This window comes from Streptomyces sp. NPDC102360 (assembly GCF_044766085.1).
GTDB lineage: Bacteria > Actinomycetota > Actinomycetes > Streptomycetales > Streptomycetaceae > Streptomyces.
The window spans coordinates 34,732-52,306 of the sequence record NZ_JBIWLG010000006.1; the positions used below are offsets into that span (position 1 = coordinate 34,732).

Consider the following 17,575-nt stretch of genomic DNA (forward strand, 5'->3'; position numbering starts at 1 on the left):
TGTGCATGGCCAAGTGCTGCGCGATAGTGCGGACATGACACATGCGCCCCATGCACCGGTCGACACCCGGGCCGCGTGGGCGGCGCTCGGCGGCGACCCCGCCCTGCTCGCCCGCGTTTCGTACCGCACGCGCGCGGGTGCGCTGCCCGCCCGCCTCCCCGTCGTCGACCTGGCCAGGTCCTGTGTCGGCTGCTGCTCCCTCGCCGCCGCCGAACTGGCCGCCACGCGCGCGAGGCACTCCGTCGGCGCCATCCGGGTGCGCGTCGACGACGGCGCGGTGGCCACCGCGTTCACCAGCGAGCGGCACCTGCTGATCGACGGGCGCGCGCCGGTCACCTTCGCCCCGCTGTCGAGGTTCTGGCGCACGCAGGACGGCTGGCTGCGCACCCACGCCAACTATCCGCACCACCGGGCGCGGCTGTGCGCTGCCCTCGGGGTCGGCGTGGACGCGACCGTGGACGAGGTGGCGCCGCTGCTCGCGGAGCGCTCCGCACCGGAGGTCGAGGAGACGGTGTACGCGGCCGGGGGCCTGGCCGTCGCGCTGCGCACGCCCGAGGAGTGGGCGGCGCATCCGCAGGGCGCCCAGGTGGCGGCCCACCCGCTCCTGACGCTCGACCGGGTCGGCACGGCGCCGGTCCGAACGCTGTCGCGCGGGGTGCTCTCGCCCGCGGCCGGGATCCGGGTCCTCGACCTCACCCGCGTCATCGCGGGTCCTGTCGCGACGCGCACCCTGGCGCTGCTCGGCGCGGACGTGCTGCGGGTGGACGCGCCGCAGCTGCCGGAGGCGGCGGACGCGCACGCCGACACCGGCTTCGGCAAGCGCTCGACCCGGCTCGACCTGACGGGCGCGGCGGACCGGCGCACGTTCGACGAGCTGCTCGCGGGCGCGGACGTGGTGGTCACGGGGTACCGGCCCGGTGCACTCGACCGGTTCGGGCTCGCTCCGGAGGCGCTCGCCGAGCGGCGGCCGGGGCTCGTGGTGGCGGCGCTGTCGGCCTGGGGCGGCTACGGCCCGTGGAGCGGGCGGCGCGGCTTCGACAGCCTCGTCCAGGTGGCGGCGGGCATCGCGGCGGCTGAGGGCTCCGCCGCGCGCCCCGGAGCGCTGCCCGCGCAGGCGCTCGACCACGGTACGGGCTATCTGCTGGCGGCGGCGGTGCTGCGCGCGCTCACCGAGCAGACGGCGCAGGGCGGTTCACGGGTGGTGCGGCTCGCACTCGCGCAGACGGCTGCCTGGCTCGTGCAAGGGGCCCGCCCGAGCGGGTACGGCGAGCGCGCGGAGCCGTACGAGGCGGACGACCCTGCCGCCTGGCTGACCGAGGCGGACAGCCCGATCGGGCGCCTTCGGCACGCCCTGCCGCCCCTGGCGTTCGGCGGCGGCCCCGCGAACTGGGCGCGCCCTCCCGGATGTTGGGGCAAGGACGAGGCCGGGTGGCTGCCGGCAGGGTGAACCACGGGAACGCGAAATCGCGTCCTACGTAGTTGTGAACCGACGCAGCGCCGCACCGGACCCGGCCTCGCACGGTCCGGATGCGCATGCCCCACTTGTTGGTCTGCGCTTGCCGGAATCCGGGCCGCCTGGTGAAGATCCAGTGGTGAGTTCCATACCGCCGCCCACCGAGGCTCCCGTTTCCGTCGGGGCCGACGTCTCCCTGCGCAGACCCGGCACGGGGCGCGCCGTCGCCGTGCTCGTACTCGTGGCCGTGGCCGCGCTGATCCCGCTCCTCGGGCCGCGCGCCGCGCTCGACGGCACGGGTGAGGCATCGGCGCCGGGCGTCGGCGTGATCGCGCTCCTGCGCACGGTCCTGTTCGCGGCGCTCTGCGTCCATGCGGGCGAGGTGTTCGCAGGGTTCCTCGCGCGCAGGGTGGACCCGTCGCCTGAGCCGCCCCGCACCTGGTCGGCGTACGCGCCGTGGGCCGGGTTCGCGGCCGCGCTCGGGCTCGCGTCCGTGGTGGCCTCGGGGAACCTGATTCCGCACAGCGTCGCGGCGCTGGACATCGGCGGCCTGGGCGGGACACGTGACGGCACGCTCGCCCTGGTGGAGGTCAACGGCTTTCTGCTCGCGGGCCTGTGCGCCCGTCGGCGGCGTCCCGCGACGGCGCTCCTCCCCCTGGCCGCCGTGGCCGTCGCGGAGGCGCTGCGGGCGCACCCGGCGGCCGAGGACGGCGCGCTGCTCGGCTCGGGTCTCACCCTGGTCCATCTGACCTGCGCCGCCCTCTGGGTGGGCGGACTGCTGTACGTGCTGCGCACGACGCACGCCTGGCGCACGACCGCCCCCGAGGCGGGCACGGCGCTGCTCGGCCTCTACGCGCGCGTGGCCGCGGCACTGCTCGTGGTGATCACCGCGACGGGCGTGTGCAGCACCTTGCGCCGGATGCCGCCGGGCACGGTCCTCGACCAGTTGACGACGACGGCGTACGGGCGCGTGCTGCTCGCGAAGGTGCTCCTCGTCGCCGTCGTCTCCGTCCTCGCCCTGGCGGCGCGGCTGCGGCTGCGCCGCGCCCCGGACCACAAGAGCGCCTACGCACCCGCGCGCGCGGAGGTCGTGATCCTGGCGGTCGTGGTGGCGGTGTCGGCGGCACTGACGGCGCTGCCGGTACCGATCCGCTGGTGATCGCGCCGGCGGTCCGGACCGGGGGTCACGGCAGCAGGCGGTGCCGGGCCGCTGCCGCCACCGCGCCCGCCCGGGTGCGTACCCCGAGCTTGTCGTAGACGCGACCCAGGTGGGTCTTGACGGTGGCCTCGCTGAGGAACAGGGTGCGGGCGATCTCCCGGTTGCCCATCCCCTCGGCCAGCCGGGCCAGGACGTCGCGTTCGCGTTCGGTGAGGGCGGGTCCGGGGGCGCGCAGCCGGGACACCACCCGGTCGGTGACCGCGCGCGACAGGGCGGTGCGTCCGGCGGCGGCGTCCCGGACGGCCGCGAACAGCCGCTCCGGCGGTTCGGCCTTGAGCAGATAGCCGGCGGCGCCCGCGGCGACGGCGCGGGCGATGTCCGCGTCGGTGTCGAACATGGTGAGGACGAGCACACGCGGGGCCGCATCGCTGTCGGACGCGGTCAGCCGGCGGGTGGCCTCGACGCCGTCCATGCCGCTGCCCAGTTGCAGGTCCATGAGGACGACGTCCGGGCGCAGCGCCCCGGCCATCGCGAGGGCGTCGGCGCCGCTGCCCGCCTCGCCGACCACCTCGATGCCGTCGGTGCTGGACAGCAGGGCGCGCAGCCCGGCGCGGACGACGGCGTGGTCGTCGCAGAGCAGGACCCGTACGGCAGCGTTCACGCGGTACTCCTTGCGTCGGTCGGTGGCACGGCCCGCTCGGGGAACGGCACCGTCATCGTCACCACGGTTCCCTCACCGGGCGTCGACTCCACGTCGAGCCTGCCGCCCGCCTGCCGCGCCCGGTTGCGCATGCCCGTGAGGCCGTGCCCCCGTGTCCCGGAGCGGCCGCGGCGGGGCGGCCTGGACGGGTCGAAGCCACGTCCGTCGTCGGCGATGTCCACGGTGATCCGGTCCTCCAGGCAGGTCAGGGTGACGACGGCCCGCCGCGCCCCGGCGTGCTCCCGCACGTTGGCCAGGGCCTGCTGGGTCACCCGCAGCAGCGCGGTTTCCGCGCGGGCGGGCAGCGGCCCGGGGGCGCCGGGATCGGCGTCGAGGCGGAACTCGACGGCCAAACCCGGGGGTTCGGACGGGCCCTGGGATTCGGACGGGCCCGGGGATTCGGCCAGTTCGCACAGCGCCTGCACGAGCGTGCTTCCGGCGAGGTCGAGCGGGGTGAGGTCGCGGACGAACCGGCGGACCTCGGCGAGCGCGCGGTCGGCCGTGGCGGCGGCGTCCCGCATGTGGGCGTGCGCGGTGTCCTGGTCGGTGTGCCAGTGCCGCTCGGCGGCCTGGAGCAGCATCCGCTGGCTGGACAGGCTCTGGGCGAGGATGTCGTGGATCTCCGCCGAGAGCCGCTGGCGCTCCGCGAGGACGCCCGCGTGCCGTTCGGTGGCGGCCAGTTCGCCGCGGGTGCGCACCAGGTCGTCGATGAGCAGGCGCTGCCGGTCGGTCAGCCGCCTGGCGTCGACCAGGACGGCGGTGGCGACGGTGCCGAGGGCCACCGGGGCGAGCACCAGGTTGGGGTTGAACCCGCCGGTGGCCACCCGGAGTTCGGTGGCGACGACGAGCGCGACGAGGACGGCGGCGAGTGGCACCGCGATCCGCACCGGGAGCCGGTGCAGCCCCATGAAGAGCAGCGGCATGGTGCACCAGGTGGCGCTCGGCTCCAGGACGAGCAGCACCAGCCAGACGGCGAGGACGGCGCCCAGCCACAGCAGATGGCGGGCGTCGGGCCGGGCACCGTGCGGGGGCGCGGGCGCCCGGACCTGCCCGGCCGCGTAGAGCGCTCCGAAGACGAGGAACAGGGCGAGCACCCAGCCCGTGCGTCCGCTCGGCGGGCCGTGGGTCAGCACGCGCGCGATACCGCCGGCGAGCAGCAGGGCGAACGCGGTGTGCAGGGCGGCGGTCAGCCATCGCGGGCCGGGGTCCGGTCGCGTGTCCGCTCGTTCCACCGCTGTCCCATCGCCTCGCCCGTGCCGTCCGACCACGTATATCCGGCGTCCCGGGCGAGGGCATCATCCGATCGGCTGACATCGGCACGGCCCGGCGGGGCCCCTCGGGGCAGCCGCACGTCCGAAGAGGCGGGGGTGCGGCGACCGTGAGACTGCGGGTAACCGGCCCCTACGGAGATCGAGTTCGCCATGCCGAAGAGCCTCACCGCCAACCGCGCCGCCCTCACGCACCGCGTCGGCTACGCGCTGCGCAACCCCGGTCGTGTGCCGCGTCATCTGCGCCGCGCGGCCCGTGACGCGTGGCTGCGCCATCGCTCTGCGGACCACGTGGCGTACTACCGGGCGGTCATGCGGTCCGACGCCCGGCGCGATCCCGACGCGGCGGTGGGCGGGCGCAGCCGGGAGCGCTGGCTGGCGCTGGGGGCGATGCAGTTCGACTACCTGGTGCGGCACGGGCTGCGTCCGGAGCACCGGATGCTGGAGATCGGCTGCGGCAATCTGCGCGCGGGATGGCGCTTCATCGACTACCTCGAACCGGGCCACTACTACGGCGTCGACATCTCCCCCGACATCCTGTTCGCCGCCCAGGACACCCTGCGGGACCAGGGGCTCCAGGAGCGGGTGCCGACGCTGACGCCGGTACGCGATCTGGCCCTGGGGTTCCTGCCGGAGGGCCGCTTCGACGTGGTGCACGCGCACAGCGTGTTCTCGCACTCCCCGCTGTCGGTGATCGAGGAGTGCTTCGCGCACGTGGGCCGGCTGCTGGCGCCGGGCGGCTGGTTCGACTTCACCTTCGACCGCACCGAGGGCGAGGAGCACCACGTGCTGCGGGAGGACTTCTACTACCGCACGCAGACGCTGACCGCCCTGGCCGCGGACCACGGGCTGAGTGCGCGCTTCATGGACGACTGGGAGGAACTGAAGCACGGCCAGTCCAAGATCCGCGTCACCAACCGACCGGAACGCCAGGAACGACAGGAACGCCAGGCCTAGTTGGCGACCATCACCTTGAGGGCGGCGCGCTCGTCCATCGCCTTGTAGCCGCCGGGCACGCCCTCGATGTCGACCGTCATGTCGAAGACGGGCGACGGGTCGATGGTCCCGTCCAGGACGTCGGGCAGCAGCTCGGGGATGTACGTGCGGACAGGGGCGACGCCGCCGCGCAGCGCGATGTTGTGGTCGAACATGACGCGCAGGTCGACTCCGCCGCCGCTGCCGTGCGGGACACCGACGAAGCCGATGGCACCGCCGTCGCGGGTGATGTTCACGGCGGTGGTCATGGACTGCTCGGTGCCGACCGCCTCGATCACGGCGTGCGCGCCCTGGCCGCGAGTGAGTTCGCGGACCGCCGCGACCGCCGCCTCGCCGCGCTCCGCGACGACGTCGGTGGCGCCGAAGCTCCGTGCGATGTCCGTACGCACCTGGTGGCGGCCGAGCGCGATGATCCGCTCGGCGCCGAGCCGGTGGGCCGCGAGGACTCCGCACAGGCCCACGGCGCCGTCTCCGACGACGGCGACGGTCGCGCCCTTGCGCACGCCCGCGCCGAGCGCCGCGTGGTGGCCGGTGCCCAGCACGTCGGAGAGCGTCAGGAGGGCGGTCAGCAGCCGGTCGTCGGAGGCGGCGTCGGCCGGCAGCGCGACGAGCGTGCCGTCGGCGTACGGGACGCGCACGGCCTCGCCCTGGCCTCCGTCGTAGCCGACCGCGCCCCAGAACCCGCCGTGTTCGCACGACGTGGTCAGGCCCTCGCGGCAGTAGTCGCACACCCCGTCGGACCACATGAAGGGCGCGACGACCAGGTCTCCGCGCTTGAAGACGGACACCTCGGAGCCGGTCTCCTCGACGACGCCGAGGAACTCGTGCCCGATGCGCTGTCCGGGCTGTCGCGCGGCCTCGCCCCGGTAGGCCCACAGGTCGCTGCCGCAGATACAGGCGCGCAGGACACGCACCACGGCGTCCGTGGGCAGCACGACCGCCGCGTCGGGAACGTCCTCCACGCGCATGTCGTACGGGGCGTGGATGGTGGTGGCGCGCATGGGGGTGTTCCTTCGTGCAGGTCCCGCGATCGATGCGGATCGACGCAGGTCAGTGAGCGATGCGCCGGGTTTCGGCGCGCCTTTCACGGTACGCCGAAGGGGGCGCCGCCCGCTCCCCGAGCACGCCACGGGCGAGCAGGTACTGCGCCGCTACGTAAGTGCCCATGACCCAGAAGTCGGGGCGCGGCAGGGCCGGCCAGTGGGCGACACCCGTGGCGATGAGCGAGTCCGAGAGCAGGAACAGGGCGCCGCCCAGGCCCGCCGCCGCCCCGAGCCGGGAGGACGTGAAGGCCATGCAGGTCAGCAGCACGCTGTACGCGGCGACGGGCCCGCGCATGTCCGCCGGCAGATCGGGCCACAGCAGGGCCACCGTCACGACGAGCGCGACGCCGTACGCGGCCGCGAGCAGCGCACCACGCGCGCGTACCGTCCCGTGCCGCTTGAACAGCACCAGGTAGCAGACGTGCCCGACGGCGAAGGCGCCCATCCCGGCGAGGAACACGGTGTCCTGGTCGAACAGCAGCAGCACGTCGCCGCACCATCCCAGCAGCAGGGCGGCGCAGAGCAGCCGGGGGCCGCGGCACGCGATCACGTAGGCCGCGAGCAGCGGCATGAGCAGGGGCTTGAGGACGACGTGCGCGCCTTCCGCGCCCACGAGCAGCGCGACGAGGTCGGCTGCGCACGCCCCGAAGAACGCGGCGCGCCACATCGGTGCGGCAGGCCTCACGCGGCGCCCTCGGTGACCTTCTGCGGGGCGTTCGGGGCGCCGGTGGGCTCCGGCTGCCACCCCGGCCCCCGGAAGACCCTCCCGGCCCGCTCGCGCCAACCGGCGGCGGCCCGCAGGTCCTTGGCGATGGCCGCGTACTCGTGGGTGGCGACGCGCAGCGGGTTGTACGTGCTGATGTTCTTGGTGAGCCCGAACTCGGGGCGCTCGACCTCCGCCACCCACGACCCGAAGATCCGGTCCCAGAGGATGAGGATCCCGCCGAAGTTCCGGTCGAGGTAGCCGCCTTGGGAGGCGTGGTGGACGCGGTGGTGGGAGGGAGTGTTGAAGACGAACTCGAAGGGCCGCCACATCTTGTCGATGCGCTCGGTGTGGATCCAGAACTGGTACACGAGGTTGACCGACGAGCAGAACGCGAGCGCCGCCGGGTGCACGCCAAGCGCGATGAGCGGCAGGTAGAACGGCCACACGGTCAGGCTCGTCCAGGGCTGCCGGAGCGCCGTGGTGAGGTTGAACCTGCGACTGGAGTGGTGCACCACGTGACACGCCCACAGGATGCGGATCACGTGGTGCCCACGGTGCGACCAGTAGTAGAAGAAGTCCTGGCCGAGCAGCATCAGCGGGATCGTCCACCACAGGACGGGCACGCGCAGCGGTGTCAGTTCGTAGACCGCCGTGTAGATCGCGACGATCGGGATCTTCCACAGGAGGTCGAAGACCAGGCTTCCGAGCCCCATGGTGACGCTGGTCGCCGCGTCCTTGGTCTCGTAGCCGGCGGCATCCTCATCGGGGTGGATGCGCACACTGACGATCTCGACGACCGTGAGCAGCACGAAGGCGGGGATCGACCACAGCACGGCATCGGGCAGGTTCGGGGTCGGCATGTCTGCACCGTAAGCGCCGGACACGGACCCCGGCTAGAGGCAGTTACCGACAAGTAATACCCCCGGTAACCCAACACGGCGGCGCGCGGCCAGTCGAGCCGCGAGCCGAGCGCGCCGCCGTGGGACTCGTCATGGGTGGGTTGCGCTCCGGGTTCCGTCACGCGGTGAGCGTGCCACCGGGCGCGTCACCACACGCGTACCGACGCCCCTGGTGCGAACACCGGGCTCGTCGCGTCCGCGGGCGGCTCCTTGAGCGGTTCGTCGATCTCCGCGACCGTGGGGCCCACGCGGGCCGCGATGGGGTCGAGGAGGCCGAGGTCGAACCCGTAGACCCGGGCCGCGTTGCCGCCGACCATCGCGGCGATCTCGTCCTTCGGGAGCCCCGCGTAGGCGATGCGCAGGCCCTCGCGCGTGTACGGGTGCGTGCCCTCGTCGTGCGGATAGTCGCTGCCCCACATGATCTTGTCGAGGCCGATCCGGTCCCGCAGGGGCACTTCGTGGGGCCGCATGAAACTCGCGCCTACGTAGCAGTTCTCGCGCCACACGGTAGAGGGGCCCTTGCCCATCGAATCGGCGAGACCCGCACCGAACTTGGACTCCGCGGTGTTCGCGCGCGTGGCGGCCTTCACCAGGCGCGCGTGGTAGTAGTCCAGCATGTCGAGCACCCCGGGGATCCACCCGGAACCCTGCTCCGTGAGGACGAGCCTCAGGTCGGGGTGCTTACGGAACGCGCCGCCGAAGACGAGGTGCCACAGGGCACGGTGCGAGAACCACGTCGTCTCGACCATGAAGACCGCGCGGGCGGCCGGTTCCTCGCCGAGCGGCGGGGACGCCGAACCCGCGTGGTGGTTGACCGGGACGCCGAGCTCGGCGCAGGTCCGCCAGATCGGGTCGTACGTCGACGAGTAGAGCTCCGGCAGGCCCGAGCCGGGCGGTGTGCCGGGCAGCAACAGGCCGCCCTGGAGGCCCGCTTCGGCCGCCCAGCGGATCTCCTTGACGGCTTCGTCGACGTCGTTGAGGAGGATCTGGAAGACGCCCGCCCTGCGGCCCGGGGCGGCGGCGCAGAAGTCCGCCAGCCACCGGTTGTGGGCGCGCAGACCGGCCCAGCGCTGCTCGAACTCCTCGCGGGTGGGCGCGGGCGCCATGAGCGAGGCGGACGGGAAGAACGGCGGGATGGTGTTCGGGAAGACGACCTCGGCGACGATCCCGTCCCGCTCCAGCTCCTCGACACGCCTCTCGGAGTTCCAGTTCCGGTCGGCGGTGTCGGCGAGCAGGTCCGCGTACGGGTTCACGTAGCCGGCCGCCCACGCGTCGAACGCGTCGTGGTGCCGCGCCTCCAAGTACGGCTTGTAGTCGAGGAGATCGGCGCCCGCGTGGCAGTCCGCCGAGATGACGGTGTACCGGTCTTCGGAAGAAGCTGCGGCAGTCATGGGGTCACCCCGATGTTCGGGAAGTCGTGCTCGGTCAGCCAGTGCCTGCCCACCTCGCGCGAGCGCGCCCAGGACGCCTCCACGGCGCTCTGGGCTGCCTCGTCGACGGACTGGCCGAGGTCGGCCGGGGTCGGGCCGATACGGGCCGCGAGCGGCGCCAGCTCGGCGGTGTCGAAGCCGAAGACCTCGGCGGCGGACAGGCCGAGCATCCGCCGGGTCTCGGAGACGGGGATGTCGTGGAAGGTCTTCTTCAACCACGCGCGCGTGTCGGGCCAGGTCCCTTCGGGGTGCGGGAAGTCGCTGCCCCACAGGATGTTGTCGACGCCGATCTCGTAGCGCTGGGCGAGCTCGCGGCGCTTGGTGTTGGTGGCGCAGACGAAGACCTGCCGGTCCAGGTACTCCGCCGGGGAGCGCTTCAGCTCGGCGAACGGTGACAGCTTCTTGCCGCCGTGCGCGCCCAGGTAGAGGCGGTCCATGAACCACAGGAGGTTCGGCAGCCACCAGCAGCCCGACTCGGCGACGCCGAACTTCAGCCCCGGATGCCGCTCGAAGACGCCCGACCAGAGCAGGAACGCCAGCGGGCGGGACGGCCACCACGTCACTTCGCTTACGTAGATGCCCAGATGGTCGCCGTACTCGTGGCGCGGAGCGGCCCCCGAGTGCGTCACGATCGGCATCTCGCACTCGGCCGCCGCCGCCCACACGGGGTCGTAGCGCCGGGAGTGGTACGGCTCCTTGTCGACCCACATGGCGGGGATCATCAGGGCGCCGAGCCCGGACTCCTTGGCGCGGTGCACCTCGGCGACGACCTTGTCGGGATCGGCCGTGATGGGCAACAGGGCGACGCCGCAGTGCCGTTCGGGGTTCTGCCCGACGAACTCGGCGAGCCAGCGGTTGTGGGCCTGCGCGCCCGCCATGCCGAGCTCGGGGTCCTGGTCGCCGGAGAGGCCGAGGCCGACGCCGAAGGGCGCCGCCGTCTGGCTGTCCACGGCGTCCGCGTCGGGGAAGACGACCTCGGCGGCCACCCCGTCGCCGTCGAGCTCCTTGAGGCGCTGTGCGCTGTCCCAGCCGCCGCGCAGACCCTCTTCGTTGTCCTCGAACCACTTGGCGGCGAACGCGTCGTTGCGGATGCCGAGCCGGGTCGCCTCCTCACGGCGCTTGTCCCGCTCGCCGAGGAACTCGTCGAAGTCGCGGTGGAAACGACTGTCCAGGTAGGGCCGGTACTCCTCGGTGGGCAGCCCGGCGTGGCAGTCGGAGGAGATGATCAGATAGGGGTCCTGGTTGTCCTGATTGCTCATCGTGCGTCCCTCCTTAAGGGAAGGTCACTCGGGAAGGGAAGGTCACTCGGGCTCAGTCGAGAATGAAGCTCTCCAGATACGCCGGATTCGCCCGGTCCAGCATCGACCGCGACCGCGCCCGGATCTGCTTGTCGCTGTGCTCGCTGTCGGGGAGCAGCCAGAACCGGTCCGCCGCGATGCCCTCCGCGACGAAGTCGGCGACCTCCTCCACGGGCGTGAACGCGACCTCGTTCCCGGCCTCCTTCATGGCGGCCTCCCACTGGTCGAGGCTGCGGTACGGCGTCTTACGAGGACGCTCCTTCGCGAACCGGTCGGGCCGGTTGCGGTGCGACTCCCACAGGCCTGTACGCAGCATGTGGGGGCCGGGGAACAGCACGGACGCGCCCACGCGTGCGTGCTCAGCCTTCAGGTGCGCGTACAGCGACTCGGTCATGGTCACGACGGCCGCCTTCGTCACCGCGTACACGGACGCCGTCGGCAGCGGCGCGATGCCGCCGTCCCCGGAGGACGTGTTGACGATGTGGCCGGGCTCGCCGCCCTCGATCATGCGCGGTACGAAGGCCTGGATGCCGTGGAAGACACCCCACACGTTGACGTTGAACGCCCACTTCCAGTCGTTCGGTTCGTGCTGCCACATGCGGCCCTCGGCACCCGAGCCGACACCCGCGTTGTTGCACAGCACGTGGCAGGCGCCGAACGTCGCGTACGTGTCCGCGGCCAGGTCCATGACCTGCTCGCGCTCGCCGACGTCGACCACGCGCGCGTGCACGGTCGCGCCGGTGCGCCGCAGTTCCTCGGCGACGCTCTCCAGCGCCCCCTTCTCGACGTCGGCGAGGACCACCTTCAGGCCGTCCGCCGCGAACCGCCGCGCCATGGCGAGCCCGATCCCGCTCGCCGCGCCCGTGACGACGGCGACCTGTCCCTCTCGCAACTCCATGTCAGGCGCTCCCCTCGGGCGGGCCGTCGTGGATCTGCTGCGGGTCGTCGTAGCGCTGATGGATGTACGGCAGCAGGGCCTCGGCGCTGACCCGCTCGACGACCTTGCCCTTCTGGTCGGTGGTCTTCTCGCCGATGGTGAGCTCCACCAGGGACCGCACCGGAAGGTCGGCCACCGGGTCGTACATGGACTCCCGCAGGACGACGTCCCCGGTGATCCGCTCCAGCTTCCTGACCTTCTCGTTGCGCAGGCAGTGCACCAGGACCGGCTCCGCGTCGAAGCCCGAACCGTCCACCCCTGGAAGGAACTTGAAGTAGAAGTCCGTCTTCTGCGAGGGCTCGGGGAGCGGCAGGTCGCCGCTGATCGCGCCGCGCACCTCCACGAAGGCGATGCCGTGCCGCGCGAGCGCCGCGGTCACGACGAGCCCTTCGCGCTCCACCGTGACCTCGCCGAGCTTCTTCGGTTCGCCGAAGACCTCGCGCCCGCCGATCAGCGCCCGCTCGTGCGTCATCGGCATGACGAGCGGATACCAGCCCTGCACTCCCCCGTGCTCGGCGGCGACGGCCACCGAGCCCGCACCCAGCGGATAGCCCGGCAGGTCGACCTTGCTGATGTTGGCCCGCACCAGGGGCCGCCCGGTGGGCTTCAGCGGCGGCGGCAGCACCGCGGCCACCGCGTCCGGATCGGATTCCCACACGGCCACCACACCGGTGGACCAGATGTCGGGAAGCTTGCTGCTCGCCGAGCGCGAAGCGGCGATCTCCGCCTCACTGCGCGCTCCGTACCGTACGCGTGCCATGTCGTACCACCCTTCGTACGAGACGTGATGGGGGTCGTTCGCGAGGTGCCGGTGCCTGTAACACAGTTACACCGGCGGCGATGAAGGGTAAAGACATACGCACGGGACAGGGACGGGGAGGTGGAAAGTGACGGCACGCGCACCGCTCACCCGCGAGGAGGTCGTCGCCGTCGCCGCCGACCTCGTCAAGCAGCACGGCCCGCAGGCGCTGACCATGCGAAAGCTCGCGGCCGAACTGGGCACGGCCGTCACGTCGATCTACTGGCACGTCGGCAACCGCGAGTCGCTGCTCGACGCCCTCGTGGAACGCACCGTCGCCGACCTCGGCGGCTTCCGGCCACGCGGGGCCACACCACAGGACCGCGTCCTGTCCGTCGCCCGCACGCTGCGCCGCCGGCTGCGCGCCCACCCGCATCTGATCGCGATGGTCCATGAACGCGGCCTCACCGAGCGGATGTTCCTGCCCGCACAGCAGGCCCTGGTGCACGAGGTGCATGCCGCGGGACTGCGCGGGACGCGCGCCGCGGACGCCGTACGGGCGGTCCTCTTCCAGGTCGTCGGCCACGTCCTCGTCGAGCGGAACCGGGAGCGGGCCCCGGCCCAGCACCCGCGCGAGGAGGAACTCTGGGGCGCGGGCACGGCGGAGGAGGACCGGGTGCTGGCCCGCGCGCTCGCCGCACCCGCCGATCCGGAGCGGATCTTCACCACATCCGTACGCGCCCTGGTGAAGTCGCTCCTGGACCCGCCCACTTGAGCCACCCACTTGAGCCGCACGTGATCCGTGACACGGCTTGTGGGGAAGGCGGCGACCGGAGTGTCAGTCCCGGCCCGTATCCTCTGGGACCATGCTCGAAGACCATCCGACCGCAGCGTCCGCAGCCTCCTGGCCGGCCGCGTATCCGAAGGGATACGCGGTCGTCGACGTGGAGACCACCGGCCTGTCCCGGGACGACCGGATCATCTCCGCCGCCGTCTACCGCCTGGACGCGCGGGGCGATGTCGAGGATCACTGGTACACGCTGGTCAACCCGCAGCGCGACCCAGGACCCGTGTGGATCCACGGCCTGACGGCCGACGTGCTCACGGCGGCGCCGCTGTTCCCGGACATCGCCGAGGAGTTCGCCGCCCGCCTCGACGACCGCGTCCTGGTCGCGCACAACGCGGTCTTCGACTGGTCGATGATCGCCCGCGAGTACGCGCGCGCCCAGCGCACCGCCCCGGTCCGCCAGCGCCTGTGCACCATCGCGCTCTCCAAGGAACTGGGCCTGCCGCTGCCCAACCACAAGCTCGAATCCCTCGCGGCGCACTTCGGCGTCATACAGGAGCACGCGCACAACGCGCTCGACGACGCGCGCGTGCTCGCGGAGGCGTTCCGCCCGAGCCTGCGCACGGCCGCGGCGGGGAACGTACGGCTGCCACTGCTCGAATGCCGCCCGCTCACCGAGTGGTCGGAGGGGTCGGTGCCGCGTCAGCCCGGATCCTCCTCCTACCGGGGAGGCGGAGGCGGCGGGGGCACCTGGCGCGCCTCGCGCAAGCGCCCCAGCTGCCCGTACCCGAACCCGGGCCGCTACGAGCCGGGCAAGCAGCTCAAGCAGGGCATGCGGGTGGCGTTCTCCGGGGACACCTCGGTCGACCGCGAACTCCTGGAGGACCGGGCCGTCGAGGCGGGCCTCCATGTCGCGACGAGCCTGTCCCGGCTCACCAGCCTCCTCGTGACCAATGACCCGGACTCGTACACCTCGAAGGTCGTGAAGGCGAAGCAGTTCGGGACGCCGGTCATGGACGAGGCGGCGTTCGGACAGCTGTTGCAGGACGTCACACCGGCGGACGGCGCGTAGGGCACCGCCCCTGGCAGACGGGTGAACGCGGGGCGACTCGCCCCGCGACCGCTCGCCCGGCGCCGCTTCGGGCACCCACCCTGTGGCGCATGGCACGTTGTGAAGTCTGCGGAAACGACTACGGCATGTCCTTTGAGGTCCATGCCCAGGGAGCAGTCCACGTCTTCGACTGCTTCAGCTGCGCCATCCACCGCATGGCGCCGATCTGCGAGCACTGCCGGTGCCGCATCATCGGGCAGGGCGTCGAGGTCGACGGGCACTGGTTCTGCGGGGCGCACTGCTCCCGCGCGGAGGGGAAGGTGGGCATCGTCGACAACGTCTGAACCCTTCGGCACACGCCCGCCACAATCGGGCGCACCCCACTGAAAGCACCCCATGCCCGCCGCTGTACGGTCATGGGGTGTACCGCTTCCTGTTGACCCGGCAGTGGGTGATCCTCACCCTGGTCGCCCTCGTCCTCATCCCCACGATGATCCGGCTGGGCATCTGGCAGATGGACCGCTACCACGAGCGCGACGCCAGGAACCAGCTGGTCACCGACGCGCTCAACGCGAAGCCCGTCCCCGTGGAGGACCTGGCGTCCGTCGACCACACCGTCACCAGCGACGAGCGGTACCGCTCGGTGGTCGCGAAGGGCCGCTTCGACACCGCCGACGAGGTCGTGGTGCGGCGCCGCGTCAACACCAACGAAGAGGTCGGCTATCACGTCCTGACCCCGTTCGTCCTGAAGGACGGCAAGGTCCTGCTGGTCAACCGCGGCTGGATCCCGGCGAACGGAGCACAGACCTCCTTCCCGAAGGTCCCCGCCCCGCCGCGCGGCGAGACCACGGTCACCGGCCGTCTGATGCCCAACGAGACGACCGAGGCCAGCGGTATCAAGGACCTCAAGGACCTGCCCGACCGGCAGGTCATGCTGATCAACAGCAAGCAGGAGGCCGAGCGCCTCGGCAAGACGGTACTCGGCGGCTACGTCGCCCAGATCGCGCCCGAGCCGAAGGGCTCCACCCCCGAACTGGTCGGAGCCCCTGGCAAGGAGGACTCCGCGCTGAACTACGCGTACGCGATCCAGTGGTGGCTGTTCGCCGCCGCGGTCCCCGTGGGCTGGGTGGTGCTGGTGCGTCGCGAGCTGCGGGAGCGGCGCCGTAAGGAAGAGACGTCCACGGCCGAGGCCGAGGCGCCGGCCGCCGTCGGCTGACCGACGCCGCCCCACCGGGCCCACCGGGCGCGGCAGAAATTCACATGCAGCACCTCGCCCCTCACGGGGAACCCATGCCGTGTGCGCCCACATATCGAGGATTACGCCCTCATCGGTGACCACCAGACCGCCGCGCTCGTCGGCAGGGACGGGTCGATCGACTGGCTGTGCCTGCCCCGCTTCGACTCCCCCGCCTGTTTCGCCGCGCTGCTCGGCGGCGAGGAGAACGGTCACTGGCGGCTCGCCCCCAAAGCCCCCGAAGGGGCCGGAACCGCCGGACACCGCACCACGCGTGCGTACCGCCCCGGCTCCCTCGTGCTCGACACCGAGTGGGAGACGCCGGACGGCAGCGTCCGCGTCACCGACTTCATGCCGCAGCGCGACGAGGCCCCGGACGTCGTCCGCATCGTCGAGGGCCTCAGCGGACGCGTCACCCTGCGCGGCACGCTGCGTCTGCGCTTCGACTACGGCTCCGTCGTGCCGTGGATGCGCCGCTCCGACGGGCACCGGGTCGCTGTCGCAGGACCGGACTCGGCATGGCTGCGCAGCGAACCGGACGTCCACACGTGGGGCGAGGACTTCGGCACCCACTCGGAGTTCACGGTCGAGGCCGGGGAGACCGTCGCCTTCGTCCTGACCTGGCATCCCTCGCACGAGAAGCGCCCGCCGCTGATCGACCCGCACGAGTCGCTGCGGCACAGCCTGGAGGACTGGCAGGCGTGGGCGGACCGCTGCCGCTACCAGGGGCCGCACCGGGAGGCCGTGCTCCGCTCCCTCCTCACGCTGAAGGCCCTGATCTTCGCGCCGACCGGCGGCATCGTGGCCGCCCCCACCTCCTCGCTCCCCGAGGAGATCGGCGGCGTACGGAACTGGGACTACCGGTACTGCTGGCTGCGCGATTCGACCCTGACGCTCGGCGCGCTGCTCTCCGCCGGCTATCTCGACGAGGCCGAGGCCTGGCGCGACTGGCTGCTGCGGGCCGCCGCGGGCGATCCGGCCGAACTGCAGATCATGTACGGCCTCGCGGGCGAGCGGCGCCTGCCCGAGCAGGAGCTCGGCTGGCTGAGCGGCTACCGCGACTCCCGCCCCGTGCGCGCGGGCAACGACGCCGCCCACCAGCTCCAGCTGGACGTGTACGGCGAGGTCGTCGACTCCCTCGCGCTCGCCCGCCGCGAGGGCCTGAAAGCCCAACCGCACGCCTGGCGGCTGCAGTTGGCGCTGCTCGACTTCCTGGAGGAGGCGTGGCGCGAGCCCGACGAAGGACTGTGGGAGGTTCGCGGTCCGCGCCGGCACTTCGTGCACTCGAAGGTGATGGTGTGGGTCGCCGCCGACCGCACCGTGCGCTCCATGGAGGACGACCCGGAGCTGCCCGGCGACATCGACCGGCTGCGCAAGCTGCGCGACGCCGTCCACCGGGAGGTGTGCGAGCGCGGCTTCGACGCCGAGCGCGGCACGTTCACCCAGTTCTACGGCTCGTCCGCACTCGACGCCTCGCTCCTGCTCCTGCCCCGCGTCGGCTTTCTGCCACCCGACGACCCGCGCGTGATCGGCACGGTCGACGCGGTCCGCGACGAGCTGACGCACCAGGGCTTCCTGCGCCGCTACAGCACCGACGAGACCGTCGTGGACGGGCTGCCCGGCCAGGAGGGCACGTTCCTTGTCTGCTCGTTCTGGCTCGCGGACGCGCTGCACATGACGGGGCGCACGAAGGAGGCGCGCGAGCTGTTCGAACGGCTCGTGGCGCTGCGCAACGACGTGGGGCTGCTCGCCGAGGAGTACGACCCCGTGGCGGGCCGCCTGCTCGGCAACTTCCCGCAGGCGTTCAGCCACATCGGCCTCGTGGGCACGGCGCTGACCCTGTTCGCCGCGCCGTCCGAGGGAGAGGGAGGATAG

General features: G+C 72.4%; 17 protein-coding genes. 8 read left to right on the forward strand and 9 right to left on the reverse strand.

All coding sequences use genetic code 11. The annotated features are described in order from the left end of the window. The first annotated feature begins 34 nt into the window (after positions 1-34). On the forward strand, positions 35-1,447 hold the full coding sequence (locus tag ACIRHA_RS23510) for a CoA transferase (protein WP_403849052.1): 1,413 nt from the start codon (positions 35-37) through the stop codon (positions 1,445-1,447). A gap of 154 nt (positions 1,448-1,601) precedes the next feature. Next, positions 1,602-2,612, forward strand: a complete 1,011-nt coding sequence (locus ACIRHA_RS23515; protein ID WP_403850085.1) for a CopD family protein — start codon at positions 1,602-1,604, stop codon at positions 2,610-2,612. A 25-nt stretch (positions 2,613-2,637) separates the two neighbouring features. Here ACIRHA_RS23515 and ACIRHA_RS23520 read toward each other — a convergent pair whose 3' ends face one another. After that, positions 2,638-3,273: a response regulator gene (locus tag ACIRHA_RS23520; RefSeq protein ID WP_403849055.1), complete on the reverse strand. Its 636-nt coding sequence runs from the start codon at positions 3,271-3,273 to the stop codon at positions 2,638-2,640. Continuing rightward, entirely contained in the window at positions 3,270-4,544 is a 1,275-nt protein-coding gene (locus ACIRHA_RS23525; RefSeq protein ID WP_403849058.1) for a sensor histidine kinase, read from the reverse strand. Before ACIRHA_RS23525 ends, ACIRHA_RS23520 begins: the two co-directional genes overlap by 4 nt. Before the next feature lie 189 nt (positions 4,545-4,733). Here ACIRHA_RS23525 and ACIRHA_RS23530 point away from each other — a divergent pair, with 189 nt between their 5' ends. Then, positions 4,734-5,537 (forward strand): class I SAM-dependent methyltransferase, encoded by an 804-nt coding sequence (locus ACIRHA_RS23530; protein ID WP_403849061.1) that lies wholly within the window; start codon positions 4,734-4,736, stop codon positions 5,535-5,537. Here the strand turns inward: ACIRHA_RS23530 and ACIRHA_RS23535 are convergent. The 7 genes from ACIRHA_RS23535 to ACIRHA_RS23565 all read right to left on the reverse strand — a co-directional run bounded on the left by ACIRHA_RS23535 (position 5,534) and on the right by ACIRHA_RS23565 (position 12,649). After that, the gene (locus tag ACIRHA_RS23535; RefSeq protein ID WP_403849064.1) at positions 5,534-6,577 is read right to left on the reverse strand and encodes a zinc-dependent alcohol dehydrogenase family protein; all 1,044 of its coding nucleotides are present in this window, start codon (positions 6,575-6,577) and stop codon (positions 5,534-5,536) included. The two genes, ACIRHA_RS23530 and ACIRHA_RS23535, sit on opposite strands and share 4 nt — an antisense overlap. A 49-nt stretch (positions 6,578-6,626) precedes the next feature. Further along, a complete protein-coding gene (locus tag ACIRHA_RS23540) occupies positions 6,627-7,286 on the reverse strand; it encodes a lysoplasmalogenase (RefSeq protein ID WP_403850088.1) in 660 nt (219 codons plus the stop codon). Between the two features lie 14 nt (positions 7,287-7,300). After that, complete coding sequence (locus ACIRHA_RS23545; protein ID WP_403849067.1) at positions 7,301-8,185, reverse strand: sterol desaturase family protein; 885 nt, start codon at positions 8,183-8,185, stop codon at positions 7,301-7,303. A gap of 185 nt (positions 8,186-8,370) precedes the next feature. Further along, the gene (locus ACIRHA_RS23550) at positions 8,371-9,615 is read right to left on the reverse strand and encodes an amidohydrolase family protein (RefSeq protein ID WP_403849070.1); all 1,245 of its coding nucleotides are present in this window, start codon (positions 9,613-9,615) and stop codon (positions 8,371-8,373) included. After that, positions 9,612-10,913 carry an amidohydrolase family protein gene (locus ACIRHA_RS23555; protein ID WP_403849073.1) on the reverse strand — a complete coding sequence of 434 codons (1,302 nt, stop codon included), beginning with the start codon at positions 10,911-10,913 and terminating at the stop codon, positions 9,612-9,614. Before ACIRHA_RS23555 ends, ACIRHA_RS23550 begins: the two co-directional genes overlap by 4 nt. 52 nt (positions 10,914-10,965) lie before the next feature. Further along, positions 10,966-11,850 carry an SDR family NAD(P)-dependent oxidoreductase gene (locus ACIRHA_RS23560; protein ID WP_403849076.1) on the reverse strand — a complete coding sequence of 295 codons (885 nt, stop codon included), beginning with the start codon at positions 11,848-11,850 and terminating at the stop codon, positions 10,966-10,968. A 1-nt stretch (position 11,851) separates the two neighbouring features. Then, complete coding sequence (locus ACIRHA_RS23565; protein WP_403849079.1) at positions 11,852-12,649, reverse strand: acetoacetate decarboxylase family protein; 798 nt, start codon at positions 12,647-12,649, stop codon at positions 11,852-11,854. Positions 12,650-12,776: 127 nt separating this feature from the next. Here ACIRHA_RS23565 and ACIRHA_RS23570 point away from each other — a divergent pair, with 127 nt between their 5' ends. The 5 genes from ACIRHA_RS23570 (at position 12,777) to ACIRHA_RS23590 (ending at position 17,575) form a co-directional block, all read left to right on the forward strand. Beyond that, positions 12,777-13,403 (forward strand): TetR/AcrR family transcriptional regulator, encoded by a 627-nt coding sequence (locus ACIRHA_RS23570; protein WP_403849082.1) that lies wholly within the window; start codon positions 12,777-12,779, stop codon positions 13,401-13,403. A 91-nt stretch (positions 13,404-13,494) separates the two neighbouring features. After that, the gene (locus ACIRHA_RS23575; protein WP_403849085.1) at positions 13,495-14,487 is read left to right on the forward strand and encodes a DEDDh family exonuclease; all 993 of its coding nucleotides are present in this window, start codon (positions 13,495-13,497) and stop codon (positions 14,485-14,487) included. 89 nt (positions 14,488-14,576) lie between these two features. Next, positions 14,577-14,810 (forward strand): hypothetical protein, encoded by a 234-nt coding sequence (locus ACIRHA_RS23580; protein ID WP_266721084.1) that lies wholly within the window; start codon positions 14,577-14,579, stop codon positions 14,808-14,810. Between the two features lie 77 nt (positions 14,811-14,887). Beyond that, complete coding sequence (locus ACIRHA_RS23585) at positions 14,888-15,682, forward strand: SURF1 family protein (RefSeq protein WP_403849088.1); 795 nt, start codon at positions 14,888-14,890, stop codon at positions 15,680-15,682. Positions 15,683-15,763: 81 nt separating this feature from the next. Continuing rightward, positions 15,764-17,575 (forward strand): glycoside hydrolase family 15 protein, encoded by a 1,812-nt coding sequence (locus tag ACIRHA_RS23590; RefSeq protein WP_403849091.1) that lies wholly within the window; start codon positions 15,764-15,766, stop codon positions 17,573-17,575.

Excerpts from the sequence above, each read along its gene's own strand:
- ACIRHA_RS23530 (WP_403849061.1), top strand. The coding sequence starts at position 4,734 with ATGCCGAAGAGCCTCACCGCCAACCGCGCCGCCCTCACGCACCGCGTC.
- ACIRHA_RS23550 (WP_403849070.1), bottom strand. The coding sequence starts at position 9,615 with ATGACTGCCGCAGCTTCTTCCGAAGACCGGTACACCGTCATCTCGGCG.
- ACIRHA_RS23560 (WP_403849076.1), bottom strand. The coding sequence starts at position 11,850 with ATGGAGTTGCGAGAGGGACAGGTCGCCGTCGTCACGGGCGCGGCGAGC.
- ACIRHA_RS23510 (WP_403849052.1), top strand. The coding sequence starts at position 35 with ATGACACATGCGCCCCATGCACCGGTCGACACCCGGGCCGCGTGGGCG.
- ACIRHA_RS23540 (WP_403850088.1), bottom strand. The coding sequence starts at position 7,286 with ATGTGGCGCGCCGCGTTCTTCGGGGCGTGCGCAGCCGACCTCGTCGCG.
- ACIRHA_RS23535 (WP_403849064.1), bottom strand. The coding sequence starts at position 6,577 with ATGCGCGCCACCACCATCCACGCCCCGTACGACATGCGCGTGGAGGAC.
- ACIRHA_RS23575 (WP_403849085.1), top strand. The coding sequence starts at position 13,495 with ATGCTCGAAGACCATCCGACCGCAGCGTCCGCAGCCTCCTGGCCGGCC.
- ACIRHA_RS23565 (WP_403849079.1), bottom strand. The coding sequence starts at position 12,649 with ATGGCACGCGTACGGTACGGAGCGCGCAGTGAGGCGGAGATCGCCGCT.
- ACIRHA_RS23580 (WP_266721084.1), top strand. The coding sequence starts at position 14,577 with ATGGCACGTTGTGAAGTCTGCGGAAACGACTACGGCATGTCCTTTGAG.
- ACIRHA_RS23555 (WP_403849073.1), bottom strand. The coding sequence starts at position 10,913 with ATGAGCAATCAGGACAACCAGGACCCCTATCTGATCATCTCCTCCGAC.
- ACIRHA_RS23545 (WP_403849067.1), bottom strand. The coding sequence starts at position 8,185 with ATGCCGACCCCGAACCTGCCCGATGCCGTGCTGTGGTCGATCCCCGCC.